Consider the following 15,584-nt stretch of genomic DNA (forward strand, 5'->3'; position numbering starts at 1 on the left):
CGCCATCCTACCGCCGGTCCCAGCAGTGCCGGTGCCAGTGTCGACGGTCCTCACCGCGCCCACCGGTATCCCGTGGCCAGGCCACGATGTGCGCCACCCCGGGAGGGATGTTTTGGTTGCATCCTGGGCAGACGTAATACTTCTGGGCGGCAGCGCTGCCGACGTGCCGCATGATGAAGGGCTCGCCATTGGTCCAGCTCGGCCCTGCCACCGTCTGCGAGCCTAGGAAAGCGCTGCCATCGCGCGGCAGCGAGCGCGGCTCCTCGCGGATTCTGCGGTTGCGGCGTGGCACTAGAACAACCGCAGCTCGTTGGATTCGATACCGCGCAGCTCCTGATAGTCCAGGACCACGCAGCGAATGCCGCGGTCCTCCGCCAGTGTCCTGGCTTGGGGCTTGATTTCCTGCGCGGCGAAGACACCATGCACGGGTGCTAGCAAATCATCGCGGTTAAGCAGTTCGAGGTAGCGCGTGAGCTGCTCGACGCCATCGATGCCCCCGCGGCGTTTGACCTCCACGGCGACGAACTCGTTCTCAGCGTTCTTCGCCATAATGTCCACCGGGCCAATAGCCGTGGGGTACTCGCGGCGCACCAGAGAGTACTTCTCCCCCAACGTTTCGATGTGCTCGGCCAGCAGCTCTTGCAGGTGGGCCTCCACACCGTCCTTGACCAAGCCCGGATCTTCACCTAGCTCCATGTCGATATCCTGGTGGATCGCAGCAATGGTGATGCGCAGCTGCTCACCCTTGGGGTTCTCCACCAGCCACAGCTTTTCCCCGGTGTCTTCGCCATCGATATCCTCAATCGCTGACTCCTCAAAGGTGCATGGTGGTGTCATCCAGTTCAACGGCTTATAGGCGCGATCATCCGCGTGGATGGACACCGAACCATCGGCCTTAATGAGGATGAGCCGATCCGCCATCGGAAGGTGGGCGTCGAGGCGGCCGACGTAGTCTACGGAGCATTGGGCGATGACAAGACGCATGTCCTCTACCCTATCGTTGAGCGCTACTTCTTAGGTAAACGGGTAGCCCGTTGGCGCATCTGGTGATAGTCCAGCTTTTCTTGGCGCTTCGACGGAGCCGACTCCACCCACGCGTTCAGGGCCATAATGCCCTGCGCATCGGAGGCAATCTCGTAGTCCCGCCCATCGATGCGAATCTGGATAATTTGGTGATCCGAGGGCATAAAAGAAGCCTCGTCATCGTCCATCGGGCGAGTCTTACCCAATTCGATGTCGAGGCGATTAAAACGCTTGTTGGCGCGCGGCATGACGGAGCGAAGCTTAAAGTAATTCATATACTCGCCGTCATAGCGCACGAGACCATGACGCCAAGAATGAGAGTCCTTCGACGGTAGTTGGCGCAAAAGGATGCTCGTGCCGCGGGAGCGCACGGTGAAAAAGCGCACCGCCGCCAGGATGAGGAAAACCAGAAGGACCAGTGCACACAGACCTAAAAGAATTGTTAGCCCCTGAAGCACCTGAGAATTCATGGGTTGATTGTACCGCCGTTGGAGTAGACAACGCTAGTCATTGCTCAGAGTTACTCGTCTTGGGGGCGGAGAAGACGAAGGAACCCCACCCCCTCTTAGCGAGGTTGTGGGGTTCCTAAGTGAAAGTGGGAAGGGCGGTCATTGCTGCCCGTCGGTTCCCTCTCCGCTCATCCGTTAGCTGTTGAAGCGGCGTACGGCGCGCAGTGCAGCTTCGCCGCGAGACCTTGTCAACTCACGCTCAGACTTCAGGTCTTCCTGTGCCTGGGCTTCATCGACCTCGCGGGCCCAGATGGCCCAATCGGCGAGGACGGTGATCTTGTTCTCGGACACGGAGAGGAAGCCACCCTGGACAGCGGCGACGCGACGGTCGCCGTCGACTGGGTGGATGGTCACAACACCATTGTCGATCAACTGACCGACCATGGGCTCATGACCAGGAAGCACGCCGATCTCACCCTCGGTGGTCTCAGCCGTCACCATGGTGGCCTTGCCGGTCCACAGCAGGCGCTCGACGGAAACCAATTCGGCGGTGATGTCAGCCATGTGCCTCTCCCTACTTCTTCTCAGTCAGCTTCTTATACGCAGCCTCGACGTCGTCCAAGCCACCCAGGCCGTTGAAGGCCTGCTCCGGGTAGTGGTCGAATTCGCCGTTGCAGATGCGCTCGAAAGCGTCGATGGTATCGGCCAGCGGCACGTAGGAGCCCGGCAGGCCGGTGAACTTCTCTGCGACGAAGAAGTTCTGGCCCAGGAAGCGCTCGATACGGCGAGCACGCTGAACGGTGATCTTGTCTTCCTCAGACAGCTCGTCCATACCAAGGATGGCGATGATGTCCTGAAGCTCCTTGTTCTTCTGCAGGATACCGATGACGCGCTGTGCAACCTCGTAGTGGCGCTCGCCCACGATGGACGGCTCCAGAATACGAGAGGTAGAGGTCAGCGGGTTCACTGCCGGGTAAATACCCTTCGAAGCAATGCCACGGTCCAACTCGGTGGTGGCATCGAGGTGGGCGAAGGTGGTCGCCGGAGCCGGGTCGGTGTAGTCATCGGCCGGCACGTAGACGGCCTGCAGGGAGGTAATGGACTTACCCTTGGTGGAGGTAATACGCTCCTGCAGCACACCCATCTCATCAGCCAGAGTCGGCTGGTAACCCACGGCGGAAGGCATACGGCCCAGCAAGGTCGACACCTCAGAACCGGCCTGGGTGAAACGGAAGATGTTGTCGATGAACAGCAGCACGTCCTGGTTCTGCACATCGCGGAAGTACTCCGCCATGGTCAGGCCGGACAGAGCCACGCGCATACGGACTCCTGGCGGCTCATCCATCTGGCCGAAGACAAGTGCGGTGTCCTGGAGAACGCCCATCTCTTCCATCTCGAGGAAGAGGTCGGTGCCCTCACGGGTGCGCTCGCCGACGCCGGCGAAGACGGAGGTACCGGAGAACTCGCGTGCGATACGAGTAATCATCTCCTGGATAAGAACGGTCTTACCCACACCTGCACCACCGAACAGGCCGATCTTGCCGCCCTTCACGTACGGGGTCAGCAGGTCGATGACCTTAATACCGGTCTCCAGAATCTCGGTCTTACCCTCGAGCTGGTCGAAAGCCGGCGGCTCCCGGTGGATGCCCCACTGCTCGCCATCGCGGCCCAGACCCGGCTGGTCAAGGCAGTCACCGAGGGCGTTGAAGACGTGGCCCTTGACCACATCGCCCACCGGGACGGAAATCGGCTTGCCGGTGTCGGTCACGGCAGCGCCGCGGACGAGGCCGTCGGTCGGAGCCATGGACACGGCACGGACGAGGTTGTCACCGAGGTGCTGAGCGACCTCAAGGGTGACGGTCTTTGCAACAGCCTCGAGGGTCACCTCGACGGTCAGTGCGTTGTACAGTGCCGGCAGCCCGCCACGCGGAAACTCCACGTCGACGACCGGACCGATGACACGCACCACACGGCCGGCGGTAGCCGACGACTGTGTGTTCTGCTCTTGCAGAGCTGTAGTCATAATCTAGTCACTTTCTGCGCTTTCGGCGAGCGCCCCAGCGCCACCGACGATCTCTGTGATTTCTTGGGTAATCTGCGCCTGACGGGCCTGGTTGGCCACGCGCGAGAGGTCCTTGACCAGCTCGGTAGCGTTATCAGTTGCAGACTTCATTGCGGTACGGCGTGCGGCGGACTCGGAGGCCGAGGACTCCAAGAACATCGCAAACAGGAGGCGGGACACGTACTGCGGAAGCAGTGCGTCCATGAGGGTGTCCGCATCCGGCTCGAAGTCGTAATCAGGAGTGATCTGATTGTTCGGCTCGGCGTCGGAAAGCGCGGACTCACCCATGTTGTAGTCCTCTTCCTCAATAACCGGTACCACCGGCAGCAGCTGCTGCACACGCGCGGTCTGGGTCAGCATGGACTCGAACTCGGTGTACACAACGTGGACCTGGTCGAAACCGCGAACGGTCTCGCCCTCCACGTTAATGCCCTCGCGGGTCTTGGCCTGGCCATTCGAACCGGCGACGAAGCCGTCGATAATGTGGCGGCGCACATCGTGCGTCTTTTCCCAGGTCGGATCCTGCGAGAATCCAGTCCAGCTGCCTGCGACCTCGGCCTCACGGAACTTGTAGAAGCCAACGCCCTTGTTGCCGGTCACGTAGCGGACGGTCTCGAAACCCTCGCTCTTAAGCAGGGCTTCCAGCTCGGCCGCCTTCTTGAAGATGTTGTTGTTGTAGCCACCGCACATACCGCGGTCAGAAGAGACCACGAGAATGGCGGCAACCTTAGCATCTTCGCGTTCCCGGAGCATCGGGTGATCCAGGGACGTGTGCGCCGCCAGCTTGTTAAGCACGTTGGACAGTTCACGTGCATAAGGCTGCGCCGCTTCTACCCTGGCCTGAGCCTTGGTAATGCGCGAGGTAGCAATGAGCTCCTGTGCCTTGGTGATCTTCTTGGTGGAATTGACGGACCGGATACGGTCACGCAGTTCACGAAGATTAGCCATGGTGTTCGCTCCTCCCTTCTCTTTCTAGACGGTTAATTCTTAGAGCGTGCGAAACTCTATTTGGCCGTCTTGCGGGAGACGTTGAGCTCGGTCTTATTCACATCATCCGCGGCGAGCGGGTCAACCGGCGCCTCGGTGCCGAGGTTGTTGCCCTCGGTCGTGCGGAAGGACGGAATGAAGTCTTTAGCTGCTGCAACAAGTGCATCCTTGGACTCGTCGGTCAGAGCGGTACCGCCCTGGATCTGCTCGAACACCTGCGGGGTTGCAGAGTTGAGGTGATCGTGCAGCTCCTTCTCGAAGCGGCGTACGTCCTCGACGGGAACGACGTCGAAGATGCCCTGGTCTGCGAGGAAGATGGACACCATCTGGTACTCGACAGGCTGCGGGGAGGACTCGGACTGCTTGAGCAGCTCGACGAGGCGCTCACCGCGCTCCAGCTGAGCCTTGGAAGCCGGATCCAGGTCAGATGCGAAGGCCGCAAAAGCCTGCAGGTCACGGTAGGCAGCCAGCTCGAGACGGAGGTTACCGGCAACCTTCTTCATACCCTTGGTCTGTGCGGCACCACCAACACGGGAGACCGACACACCGACGTTAATTGCCGGACGGACGCCCTGGTTGAACAGGTCGGACTCCAGGAAGACCTGGCCGTCGGTAATAGAAATAACGTTGGTCGGAATGAAGGCGGAGACGTCGTTCGCCTTGGTCTCGATGATCGGCAGTGCGGTCATGGAACCTGCACCCATGTCGTCAGAGAGCTTTGCAGCACGCTCCAGCAGACGGGAGTGGAGGTAGAAGACGTCGCCCGGGTAAGCCTCGCGGCCCGGCGGACGGCGCAGCAGAAGGGAAATCGCACGGTAGGCCTCAGCCTGCTTGGTCAGATCATCGTAAATGATCAGGACGTGGTTGCCCTGGTACATCCAGTGCTGACCCAGAGCTGCACCGGAGAACGGTGCCAGCCACTTGAAGCCGGCGGCGTCGGATGCCGGAGCAGCCACGATGGTGGTGTACTCCAGAGCGCCGTGCTGCTCCAGGGTGTGGCGCACACCAGCAATGGTGGAGCCCTTCTGGCCGATGGCGACGTAGATGCAGCGGACCTGCTTGTTCTTGTCGCCAGATTCCCAGTTAGCCTTCTGGTTCAGGATGGTGTCGATACAGACGGCGGTCTTACCCGTCTTACGGTCACCAATGATCAGCTGACGCTGACCACGACCAATCGGGGTCATCGCGTCAATAGCCTTGATGCCGGTCTGCATCGGCTCTTCCACCGGCTGACGCTGCAGCACGGACGGTGCCTGCAGCTCGAGGACGCGGTCCTCTTCAGCGGTGATCGGGCCCATGCCGTCAATCGGCTGGCCCAGGGGGTTGATAACGCGGCCGAGGAATTCCTCGCCCACAGGGATGGAGAGAACCTCGCCGGTCCTCTTGACCTCGTCGCCTTCTTTAAGCGACTCGAAGTTGCCCAAGACCACGACACCGATGGAGTTGGTGTCAAGGTTCTGTGCGACGCCAATTACGCCGCCGGGGAACTCGAGCAGCTCATTCGCCATGACGGACGGCAGGCCCGAAACCTGCGCAATACCGTCAGCTGCCGAAATGACCACGCCGACCTCCTCACGGGAGGCCTCCGCGGAGTAGCTCGAGGTGTAGTTCGCAATCGCGCTACGGATCTCGTCGGAGGAGATCGTCAGCTCCGCCATGTTCTTCCTGCTCTCGGTAGTATCTTCCAGCAATTACTTAATCGTTTCTGTCGTTTCGGCTTATGCCATCTGCGCGCGAAGGCGGGCAATCTTGCCTGCCGTCGAACCATCGATGACTTCGTCGCCGACGCGGATGGTCATACCACCGAGGAGGCTGGTGTCAACCTCAGAGTGGATGGACATCGCACGACCATAAATTTTGCCCAGCTTTTCAGCGAGTGCTGCCCGCTGGCTATCGTTCAGCTCACCCGCCGAGGTCACGCGCGCGATGGTACGGCCCTGCAGCTTGGCTGCAGTGTCCGCCAATCCGGCGAGATCATCAATCGGGTTCTGCTCCGGGCGGCCAATGGCCTGCAGCGCAAGCGCTTCAGTGACCATCGTGACCTTGCCGTAGAGCACGCTTGCCAGCAGCCCAACCTTGCGGTCGGACGTCGCAGTACGGTCTGAAAGCAGCTGGGTCAGTTCGCCTTCGCGGTCAAGCACGCGCGACAGGGAGAAGAGTTCGTCTTCCACCTGGCCCAGCTTGCCCTCAAACTCAGCGCCACGCAGCAGTGCGCGACGGCCAAGGATGATAAGGCCGCGGGCGATATCACGCGGGGTCGACCACTGTGCGGCGGCTGCCTCCTGGAGCATCTGCAGTGCTACCGGGGAAACCTTGCCGCCGAAAAGGGTCTGGACCAGGGACTTGCGCTCCTCGGAGGTGGAGGCGTCGTCGGTCAGCGCGACGCGCAGCTCGCGGTCGCCGTCGAGAACGCGGACCACCTCAAAGAGGTCCTGGCCTGCCTGGGTAGCAGTCGCCACCGAGCGGTCACCGGAGAGGAACTCATCCAGCTTGGACTCAACGGTAGCGAGTGCTTCGCGGCTAGCTGCCTTCATCGTTGCCTACTTTCCGGCCGGTGCCACAGTGTCGAGCTCGGACAGGAAGTTATCAATGGTGGAGGACTGCTTGGTGGCGTCCGAAAGTTCGCCGCCGAGCAGCTTCTCTGCCAGGTTGATGGAGTTCTGTCCGATGTCGGAACGCAGCTCAGACACGACCTGTGCGCGGGAAGCTTCAAGCTGCTTCTCGCCAGCGGTCAGAATGCGACGAGACTCTTCTTCTGCAGCTTCCTTAGCCTCTGCCTCGATCAGCTTGCCGCGCTCGCGCGCCTGCTCACGAATCTCCGCAGCCTCTGCTCGCGCGTCAGCGAGCTGAGCATTGTACTTTTCCAGAGCGGCCTTTGCTTCGGCCTGCTGAGCCTCCGCACGCTTAAGGCCACCTTCGATCCGGTCTTCACGCTCCTGCAGCATCTTGTTGTATGCCGGAAGAACGAGCTTCCAGAACACAATCAGGATGATGGTGAACGGAATGAGAGACCAGACCAAGTCGTACATCTTGGGCAGAAGGATGGAGTTGCCGCTCTCCAGCGGCAGGTGCTCACTTCCTTCTGCTGCAAGGTAGTAAATGACGTTGTTCATGGGGCTCCGTTCTTAAAGTTCGATTTACTTTGTGTAAAGCGCTCTTTAGAACAGGAAGCCTGCAACGAGGCCAATCAGGGCGAGGGCCTCAACGAAGGCGATACCCAGGAACATGGTGGTACGCAGCTGGCCAGCCATCTCCGGCTGACGTGCCATGCCCTCGACGGTCTTGCCGACGAGGATACCGATGCCCAGACCCGGGCCGATGGTTGCGATGCCGTAGCCGATGGCGCCGAGGCCCTTGAGGGTGGACTCGTCAGCAGCCTGAGCAAGAATGATTTCGTTCATGATGAAAGTCGTTCCCTTTCAAAGTTTTCCCACGGATTCTTCCGCGGGGGATGTGGTGGTTTTGGGGTATTTAGTTAACCGCGAGGTTCGCGTTGTTGTTAGTGCGAATCTGCATGCAGCGACAGTTCGATGTATACCGCCGTCAGCAGGGCGAAGATGTAAGCCTGCAGGAAGATGACGATAATTTCGTAAATCGTGAACAGAACCGCTGCGACCAGCGTCAGGCCACTCAGTGCAGTCCAACCGTTGAACTGGAAGAAGAAGAAGTTCGTTGCCGAGTACAACAGGACCAAAATGAGGTGGCCAGCCAGGAAGTTCGCCATCAGACGAAGAGCCAGCGTGACTGGGCGCATGACAAACGTAGAGAAAGCCTCAATCGGTACGACAAGCACGTGCAGCAACGGCGGCAGGTTAGGAATAACCACCGAGGACTTGATGAACTTGCCGAAGCCAAAGCGCTTGGCGCCGGCGTAAATCATGGCGATGTACGCGACGACAGCCAGCACGATTGGCATACCAATACGAGCGTTCGGAGAGATGTTTAGAGCTGGAACAATAGTTGCTACGTTCCAGAACAAAACACCGAAGAAGATCGTGGCCAGGATCGGAAGGAATCGACGTCCTTCCTTGCGGCCCAAGATGTCTTCTGCGATGTGAATTCGTACGAAGTCAATCGCATGCTCCGCTACGTTTTGCAATCCTTTAGGAACCAGCTTCGGGTTCCTGAAGGCGACAACAAAAAGGAGCACCAGGATGGCCGCCATGAACAGACGAACCAGCATGATGCGATCCAAAGCGAACCAACCGTTGGCGAAATCGGCGAAAAGAAGATCGACGACTTCACCATCATCGGTTACGTGCCCCGGGAAAAATTCTGGATCCAGTTCGGGTGCGTGAAACTCACCCTTCATGGCCAATGTCGTAACGCTCAGCGTTCTCTCCCGTGTTCGGGCCACACAGCTTGTCGAAGGCTATGTGGTGCGATGGACGTCTCAAGCTCTTTGCCCTGTCTACGGACTCCGTCGCACATCAGCGTAAACAGGGCAAGGATAAACCGTACTTTTTCGGGATAGCATGACGCTAACCCGCGGTAACCCGAAGAGAATGCTATCAGTTCGCCCTCAAGTTTTCGCACGTGGGGGCCCCGTTGCGGCCCTAAAGGCACAGCCTAGTGCCAGTGGGCTCTATAAAACGCCCACATTCTGCCGAAACCCTGCCAAGTGTATTTGGTCACACACCCGTGTTTTCCCACCTTGACGGGGGTAACGGGCGCTGTCGCCGCGGCCACTTAACTACACAAAAAGCCACCCTCCCGGGGTCACCGGAAGCAGTGGCTCACTCTAAAAGGTCGAGGTTGGCTAAGACACGTAGGTCACGTTGGATGTAATCACACCCCAGACCTCAGTGCCGAGCGTCACCGCCAGCGCCAGCAGCACGGTGACGAACAGCGCCATCGTGTCGTAGAACTCAAGATCCTTAATCAGCAACAGCACCATGATGAGGATGACCACCTTGAGCAGCCAGCCGCCGAGCACCACCGCCATCGTGGTCGACGGCGTGGTGCGCGCAGTAAGAAGAACTGAGGCCGCGGTAAAGAGCACGAAGCCGCCACCAATGGCCGCGCCAACGAGGACACCCCAGATTCCGGGCAACCCACGGACACCGCCCCAGATAGCCAGGGACGCGATGGTCACGACGACAAGGCCGATGGCCCCAAGGCGGAGCGCACGCTTGAGGGGACGCCGATGATCGTCGTACGGCGAAAGCTCTTCGGAGGTCGTTGAATCAGTCACAGCCCCATACCCTACCTCAGGAGGGATCCGTTTCCAGCACCACGCTGGTGGGACGCGGCTGGCGCCCAAGCTTGCCCTGGCGCAGCGGAATTAGGGTCACGCCAAAGGCAACGACGAGCGCGACAAGCGCTAGTACGACGGCCACGGGCGCGGGGACGATGGAAAAAGAGACCGCCCCGAAGGCCACCGCAGAGACCCATAGGTACAGCACCAACACGGTGCGGCGGTGTGTATGTCCCAGCGAGAGCAGCCGGTGGTGGATGTGGGCCTTGTCCGCGGCGAAGGGCGAGCGCCCCTGGGATACGCGCCGGATCACGGCCCAGACAAGGTCCAGGACTGGAATAAAGACGGCGGCTACCACGACGATGACGGGCGACATCAGCGCCACGATGTCCACGGTTCCATAGAGCGACATGTTGATCTTGCCCGACGCGGAGGTGGATGCAGCCGCCAGCAGCAAGCCAATGAGCATCGCCCCGCTGTCCCCCATGAAGATGCGGGAGGGTTCAAAATTATGCGGGAGGAACCCGGCGCACACGCCCACCAGCGCCGCCGCGATAATCGCCGGCGGATAGGCGGAGACCGCCCCACCCTGGTCGTGCAGCACGGTCAGCGAGAAAACCAGGATGGCACCACCTGCAATCATGCCCAGCCCGGCAGCCAGCCCATCGAGCCCGTCCACGAAGTTGATGGCGTTGATGAGCAGGACCGTAAAGAACGTAGTCAAGAGTGTTCCCTGGACCTGGTCGAGGATGACCGTGGTTCCATCACCAAAGGGCAAGAAGAGAAGAGTCCACGTCAGACCGAGACCGCTCATGATGGCCGCCGCCACCAATTGCCCGATCAGCTTGACCAGAGCACTCAGTTCCAGCAGGTCATCCACCACGCCGACGATGACAATGGCCGCGGCTGACCACAGCACAGCGTTCATCTCCGGCGTGACCGGCATAAACCCGCGAGTCAAGGCTGGAAGCTGGCCCGCGAGATAGACAGCAGCCGCAAACCCCGTGAACATGGCAACGCCACCCAACTGCGGGGTGGGTTGCGAGTGACTATCACGCAGACGAATCTCCGCCACCTGGCCGCTGCGCACCAAGACGCTGCGCACCAGTCCGGTGGTGATGTAGGTAAACGCCGCCGCGACGAAAATGATCAACGCCAGTTCGCGCAGCGGCACTCCGGTTCCAGCCACTGATGTCTCCTTAAGAGGATTGGCTACCCGGCCGGGTGCGCAAGGACTCTGCAGACACTCCGATGACCTCGCCAATCTGCTCGGCGCTCAGCGCGCCTTCGCGCAAGAGGTAGGGGCGCGGACCGGATAGATCGATAATGGTGGAGGGCTTGCCCACCTCGGCTTCTCCCCCATCCAGGTAGACCGTGACGGCCTTGCCCAGCTGCTGCTTGGCGGCAATCGCGGTGGTCGGCGGGGTTTGTCCGGAAATGTTCGCGGAGGAGACCGCCATGGGGCCGACCTCGCGGAGGAGTTCAATGGCAATGGGGTGCAACGGCATGCGCAGCATCACCGTGCCGCGGGTATCTCCCAAGTTCCAAGGCAGCGAAGGCGCTTGCGGCACCACGATGGACAGCCCACCCGGCCAGAAGGCCTCGATGAGGGTCTGCGCGGTGTCATCCAACGAAGCGACAAGCCCCTTGACGGTGTCCCAGGAGCCGACGAGCACCGGCACCGGCATGTCCGGGCCGCGGTGCTTGGTGGCCAAAAGGCTGGCCACGGCATCGTTATCGAAAGCATCGCAGCCCAGCCCGTAGAGCGTGTCGGTGGGCATCACGACGAGTCGGCCTGACTTGGCTGCTTTGACGGCAAGTGCCATGCCTTCCTCGCGCTCAGCAACGTCCGCACAGTTATAAATCTGTCCCTGCATTGGTCTCTCCTTTAATCCCGTTCCTATCGGCTTGTCGACCAATCTTCGACCAATCTACTGTACTCCCCGCTTCGCTGTGACAAATCGTGCGGTGCCAGTGAGGTCCTTGAGCACCTCGATATCGCTGAAGCCGCCGTGCGCGCGCAGGGCTTCCTGCACTTGTTGGGAGGTCTCGTCGTCGTGCTCAATGCCCACCCGCCCGCCGGGGCGCAGCAGCGCGGCGATGGTCGGGATCATCGCGGTGATGGTCTCCATGCCGTCTGCTCCCCCAAACACCGCATCGTGCGGATCCTGGTAGACCTCTGGGTCCAGGTCCGGGGTCTCCGGAACGTAGGGTGGGTTGGTGAGCACGAGGTCAACGGTGTCGTGCAGCTCCGACAAGAGCTGGGCGTCGGTGACGTCGCCCTGCACCACGTTCACAGAACCCGCCCGGCCGCGCGCAGCGGTTGCGGCATTGCGCCGGGTGTAGGCCAGGGCGGCGTCGGCAAGCTCCACTGCCCACACCTGGGCCTGCGGCACATAGTGGGCGACGTACAGCGCCAGCGCCCCGGATCCGGCGCACAGATCCACGACGCGGGGAGATTGCGAGTTAAGTTTCGTCGTCCCCAACGAGTTAAATTTCGTCATCTTCCCCGAGCTAAATTTCGTAAGAAATTTAACTCCCCAGTCGGCGAGCACCTCCGTCTCTGGGCGCGGGATGAACACGCCGGGGCCCACCTCGAGTTCGAGGGGGCCGAACCACGCTACGCCCAGGATGTGCTGGAGGGGCTCGCGCGCTTCACGACGCCCCACCAACGCCCCATATGCCACGTCAAAGCCGGGCATCGGAGCCTCGTTAAGCGGGATGTCCATGTGGCCGCAGTGGATGAGGTGGGCAGCCAGCAGCCGCGCGTCCCACTCGGGTGAGGGGACCCCGGCAGCGCGAAGGCGCTCCGTGGCATCACGAAGCGCCTCCCGATAGGTGTGAAAAGTCACCGAATTAAACCGTGCCTTTTCTCTTCTAGTCCTCAGCCTCAAGGCGCTCTGCGCGCTCCTGGGCCTGCAGGGCGTCGATGAGGTCCTGCATGTCACCGTTGAGCACGGAATCCAGGTTATTGGCCTTGTAGCCGATGCGGTGGTCGGTGATGCGGTTCTCCGGCCAGTTATAGGTGCGGATGCGCTCGGAACGGTCCATGGTGCGCACCTGGGACGCACGCTGCTCGCCGGCCTCGGCCTCGCGGGCCTCGCGCTCCATCTGATCCAGACGGGCTTGCAACACCTGCAGCGCACGCGCCTTGTTCTGGATCTGGGAGCGCTCCTTCTGACAGGTCACCACGAGGCCGGTCGGCAGGTGAGTAATACGCACGGCGGAGTCGGTGGTGTTCACGCCCTGGCCGCCCTTACCGGAGGAACGGTAAACGTCGACGCGGATGTCCTTGTCATCGATGTTGACGGCTTCGACTTCTTCCGGTTCCGGGTAGACCAGCACACCAGCTGCGGAGGTCTGGATTCGGCCTTGGGACTCGGTCACCGGCACGCGCTGCACGCGGTGGACGCCGCCCTCAAACTTGAACACGCTCCACGCGCCATCGCGCGAGGGGGTCTTGGACTTGAAGGAGATGGACATGTCCTTCACACCACCGAGGTCGGACTCGTTGAGGCCCAGGACCTCCCACTGGAAGCCGACCTTATCGGCGTAGCGCTCGTACATGCGGGCCAGGTCGCCGGCAAAGAGTGCTGCCTCTTCGCCGCCGGCGCCGGCCTTGATCTCCATGATGATGTCCTCGGAGTCATGCTCATCGCGCGGGGCCAGCAGGTCCGCGAGCTTTTCCTCCAGCTGAACGACGAGCGGCTCAAGGCGGTCGACCTCGGGCTGGAACTCGTGGTCCTCGTAGGCCATCTCTTTGGCATCGGCCAGGTCCTGGCGAGCCTGGACCAACTCGTCGTTCACGGCGACGACGGGTCGCAGTTCGGCGTAGCGCTTGGACAGCTTGCGGAATTGGGACTGATCACCGGCTACCTCCGGGTCAGCCATCTGCATTTCGATGCCTTGGAACTCGGAGACAATGTCATCGACGAGGGAAACCTGGTTAGACATTACTTGTAGTCCTCCTCATCCGTGTCAGCCGCCATGGGCGCGGACGAGGCCACCTGCATGAGGAACTCGCCGTTGGAGCGGGTCTTCTTGAGCTGCTTAATCAGCAGGTCAATAGCGGCGAAGGAGTCCAGGCCGGAGAGGATGCGGCGCAGCTTGGTCATGATGCGTGCTTCCTCCGGAACCAGCAGGAGCTCGTCCTTGCGGGTGCCGGACGGGTTGACATCCACGGCCGGGAAAATGCGGCGCTCGGAGATGGCGCGGTCCAGCTTGAGCTCGGCGTTGCCGGTGCCCTTGAACTCCTCGAAGATGACGGTGTCACCGGTGGAGCCGGTCTCCACCATGGCGGTGGCGATGATGGTCAGCGAGCCGCCGTTCTCGATGTTGCGGGCAGCACCCAGGAAGCGCTTCGGCGGGTACAGGGCGTTGGAGTCCACACCACCGGACAGGATGCGGCCCGACGCCGGGGAGGAGTTGTTGTAGGCGCGGCCTAGGCGGGTGATTGAGTCGAGCAGGACGACGACGTCCTTGCCCTGCTCCACCAGGCGCTTGGCGCGCTCGATAGCCAGCTCCGCCACCGAAGTGTGCTCTGACGGCGGGCGGTCGAAGGTGGAGGCGATGACCTCACCGTTGACGCTGCGCTGCATGTCGGTGACCTCTTCGGGGCGCTCGTCCACGAGGACGACCATGAGGTAGCACTCCGGGTTGTTCGTGGCGATGGCGTTGGCGATGTTTTGCAGGATCGTCGTCTTACCGGCCTTCGGCGGGGAGACGATGAGCGCGCGCTGACCCTTACCAATGGGCATGATCAGGTCGATGACGCGGGTGGTGAGGATCTTCGGGTCCGTCTCTAGGCGCAGACGCTGGTTCGGGTACAGCGGAGTGAGCTTGGCGAAGTCCGGGCGCTCCTTCGCGGTGGACGGATCCAGGCCGTTGACGGTGTCGACCTCCACCAGCTGGTTGTACTTGCGGCGGTTGCGGCCGTTGCCGTGGGTGTGGGTCGGGCCGGAAACTTTGACCTTGCCGGTCAGAGCGTCACCAGAGCGCAGGCCTAGGCGGCGCACGAGGTTGTTGTTGACAAAGACATCGGAGCTGGCCGCGCGGTAGCCGGTGGTGCGCAGGAAAGCCACGTTGTTGTCGACGACCTCGAGGATGCCGCCCACTACCTGTACTTCATCGCCCTCGCGGATCTGCAGGTCATTGCCACCGTTGCCGCCGCCATCGCGGTCACGCCCGCGGCGGTTGCGACGGTTACGGCGGTTACGGCGGCCACCGCCGCCGTTGTTGTCATCATCGTTGCGGTGGTTATCGCGGCGGTTGTTGTTGCCGCCCCCGTTATTGCCACCGTTGCCGTGGTCACGGTTATCGGAATTGTTACCACCACGGGACTGGTTGTCCTCGGCCTTGGATTGCTTGTCCTCGGCACCGTTGCTATTGCCCTTGGCTTCTTCGCGGGCCTCGCGCTCCTGGCGGCGCGCACGGTTGCGGCGGGCGCGCCGGGCCTGGGAGCGGGATTCGTAGCGCTGCTCGTCGTGGCCGTCCTTCTGCTCGGACTCCTGAGCACCGTCCTCGCCCTTATGGGTGTTCTCAGGCTCCGGTTTCTCGGAGGCCTGGTCAGCAGCGCCGGCAGGGCGGGAAGCCTTGCGGGTCGCGCGGCGCGGCTGCGCGTCCTTCTTCGACTCCTTCTGTGCGGAGTCCTCTGCGGCGGGTGCGTCCTTAGCCTCGCCCTGGGCAGCGGCCTTCGCGCCGCGCGCCGGCACCTGGCCGGTGGTCAGGGCAGTAATGAGATCCCCCTTGCGCAGTCCGGAGACGCCGCGAAGTCCGCGCTCCGCAGCTAGCTTGCGCAATTCCGGCAGCTTCAGGGAGGCGAGATCCTGTGCTGCGGTCTTGTCCGTATCGCTCACGGATATCCTTT

Annotated in this window: 17 protein-coding genes; all 17 read right to left on the reverse strand. The window is 61.5% G+C overall.

Translation table 11 applies throughout. From position 1 onward, the window contains the following. Positions 1-7: 7 nt before the first annotated feature. Positions 8-292 carry a hypothetical protein gene (locus QKE52_RS03605; protein WP_080975079.1) on the reverse strand — a complete coding sequence of 95 codons (285 nt, stop codon included), beginning with the start codon at positions 290-292 and terminating at the stop codon, positions 8-10. Then, complete coding sequence (nucS, locus tag QKE52_RS03610; protein ID WP_049155061.1) at positions 292-984, reverse strand: endonuclease NucS; 693 nt, start codon at positions 982-984, stop codon at positions 292-294. Before nucS ends, QKE52_RS03605 begins: the two co-directional genes overlap by 1 nt. A 23-nt stretch (positions 985-1,007) precedes the next feature. After that, positions 1,008-1,493 carry a DUF2550 domain-containing protein gene (locus QKE52_RS03615; RefSeq protein WP_070511579.1) on the reverse strand — a complete coding sequence of 162 codons (486 nt, stop codon included), beginning with the start codon at positions 1,491-1,493 and terminating at the stop codon, positions 1,008-1,010. A 174-nt stretch (positions 1,494-1,667) separates the two neighbouring features. Then, complete coding sequence (locus QKE52_RS03620) at positions 1,668-2,036, reverse strand: F0F1 ATP synthase subunit epsilon (RefSeq protein ID WP_049155064.1); 369 nt, start codon at positions 2,034-2,036, stop codon at positions 1,668-1,670. Between the two features lie 10 nt (positions 2,037-2,046). Continuing rightward, positions 2,047-3,495: a F0F1 ATP synthase subunit beta gene (atpD, locus tag QKE52_RS03625; protein WP_010187062.1), complete on the reverse strand. Its 1,449-nt coding sequence runs from the start codon at positions 3,493-3,495 to the stop codon at positions 2,047-2,049. Positions 3,496-3,498: 3 nt separating this feature from the next. Then, positions 3,499-4,482 carry a F0F1 ATP synthase subunit gamma gene (locus tag QKE52_RS03630; protein ID WP_347948168.1) on the reverse strand — a complete coding sequence of 328 codons (984 nt, stop codon included), beginning with the start codon at positions 4,480-4,482 and terminating at the stop codon, positions 3,499-3,501. Positions 4,483-4,538: 56 nt separating this feature from the next. Beyond that, a complete protein-coding gene (gene atpA / locus QKE52_RS03635) occupies positions 4,539-6,179 on the reverse strand; it encodes a F0F1 ATP synthase subunit alpha (protein ID WP_070528750.1) in 1,641 nt (546 codons plus the stop codon). Positions 6,180-6,239: 60 nt separating this feature from the next. Then, the gene (locus QKE52_RS03640; RefSeq protein WP_347948169.1) at positions 6,240-7,055 is read right to left on the reverse strand and encodes a F0F1 ATP synthase subunit delta; all 816 of its coding nucleotides are present in this window, start codon (positions 7,053-7,055) and stop codon (positions 6,240-6,242) included. 6 nt (positions 7,056-7,061) lie between these two features. Then, a complete protein-coding gene (locus QKE52_RS03645; protein ID WP_070515580.1) occupies positions 7,062-7,634 on the reverse strand; it encodes a F0F1 ATP synthase subunit B in 573 nt (190 codons plus the stop codon). A 45-nt stretch (positions 7,635-7,679) separates the two neighbouring features. Then, positions 7,680-7,922 (reverse strand): ATP synthase F0 subunit C, encoded by a 243-nt coding sequence (locus QKE52_RS03650; protein WP_010187073.1) that lies wholly within the window; start codon positions 7,920-7,922, stop codon positions 7,680-7,682. Between the two features lie 98 nt (positions 7,923-8,020). After that, positions 8,021-8,833, reverse strand: a complete 813-nt coding sequence (gene atpB / locus QKE52_RS03655) for a F0F1 ATP synthase subunit A (protein ID WP_102234376.1) — start codon at positions 8,831-8,833, stop codon at positions 8,021-8,023. A gap of 447 nt (positions 8,834-9,280) precedes the next feature. Further along, positions 9,281-9,715, reverse strand: a complete 435-nt coding sequence (locus tag QKE52_RS03660; RefSeq protein WP_049155069.1) for a hypothetical protein — start codon at positions 9,713-9,715, stop codon at positions 9,281-9,283. A gap of 16 nt (positions 9,716-9,731) precedes the next feature. Beyond that, positions 9,732-10,907, reverse strand: a complete 1,176-nt coding sequence (locus QKE52_RS03665) for an MraY family glycosyltransferase (RefSeq protein WP_049155071.1) — start codon at positions 10,905-10,907, stop codon at positions 9,732-9,734. Between the two features lie 10 nt (positions 10,908-10,917). Further along, complete coding sequence (locus tag QKE52_RS03670) at positions 10,918-11,595, reverse strand: L-threonylcarbamoyladenylate synthase (protein WP_347948170.1); 678 nt, start codon at positions 11,593-11,595, stop codon at positions 10,918-10,920. Between the two features lie 54 nt (positions 11,596-11,649). Further along, entirely contained in the window at positions 11,650-12,570 is a 921-nt protein-coding gene (prmC, locus tag QKE52_RS03675; protein ID WP_347948171.1) for a peptide chain release factor N(5)-glutamine methyltransferase, read from the reverse strand. Positions 12,571-12,595: 25 nt separating this feature from the next. After that, positions 12,596-13,672 (reverse strand): peptide chain release factor 1, encoded by a 1,077-nt coding sequence (prfA, locus tag QKE52_RS03680; protein WP_070754411.1) that lies wholly within the window; start codon positions 13,670-13,672, stop codon positions 12,596-12,598. Next, entirely contained in the window at positions 13,672-15,573 is a 1,902-nt protein-coding gene (gene rho / locus QKE52_RS03685) for a transcription termination factor Rho (RefSeq protein ID WP_347948172.1), read from the reverse strand. Before rho ends, prfA begins: the two co-directional genes overlap by 1 nt. Between the last annotated feature and the right edge of the window lie 11 nt (positions 15,574-15,584).

The organism is Corynebacterium sp. c25Ua_47 (assembly GCF_039907205.1).
In the GTDB taxonomy this organism is placed as follows: domain Bacteria; phylum Actinomycetota; class Actinomycetes; order Mycobacteriales; family Mycobacteriaceae; genus Corynebacterium; species Corynebacterium hiratae.

Coding starts and splice junctions, on each gene's coding strand:
- nucS (WP_049155061.1), bottom strand. CDS start 984: ATGCGTCTTGTCATCGCCCAATGCTCCGTAGACTACGTCGGCCGCCTC.
- QKE52_RS03615 (WP_070511579.1), bottom strand. CDS start 1,493: ATGAATTCTCAGGTGCTTCAGGGGCTAACAATTCTTTTAGGTCTGTGT.
- QKE52_RS03620 (WP_049155064.1), bottom strand. CDS start 2,036: ATGGCTGACATCACCGCCGAATTGGTTTCCGTCGAGCGCCTGCTGTGG.
- atpD (WP_010187062.1), bottom strand. CDS start 3,495: ATGACTACAGCTCTGCAAGAGCAGAACACACAGTCGTCGGCTACCGCC.
- QKE52_RS03630 (WP_347948168.1), bottom strand. CDS start 4,482: ATGGCTAATCTTCGTGAACTGCGTGACCGTATCCGGTCCGTCAATTCC.
- atpA (WP_070528750.1), bottom strand. CDS start 6,179: ATGGCGGAGCTGACGATCTCCTCCGACGAGATCCGTAGCGCGATTGCG.
- QKE52_RS03640 (WP_347948169.1), bottom strand. CDS start 7,055: ATGAAGGCAGCTAGCCGCGAAGCACTCGCTACCGTTGAGTCCAAGCTG.
- QKE52_RS03645 (WP_070515580.1), bottom strand. CDS start 7,634: ATGAACAACGTCATTTACTACCTTGCAGCAGAAGGAAGTGAGCACCTG.
- QKE52_RS03650 (WP_010187073.1), bottom strand. CDS start 7,922: ATGAACGAAATCATTCTTGCTCAGGCTGCTGACGAGTCCACCCTCAAG.
- atpB (WP_102234376.1), bottom strand. CDS start 8,833: ATGAAGGGTGAGTTTCACGCACCCGAACTGGATCCAGAATTTTTCCCG.
- QKE52_RS03670 (WP_347948170.1), bottom strand. CDS start 11,595: ATGCAGGGACAGATTTATAACTGTGCGGACGTTGCTGAGCGCGAGGAA.
- prfA (WP_070754411.1), bottom strand. CDS start 13,672: ATGTCTAACCAGGTTTCCCTCGTCGATGACATTGTCTCCGAGTTCCAA.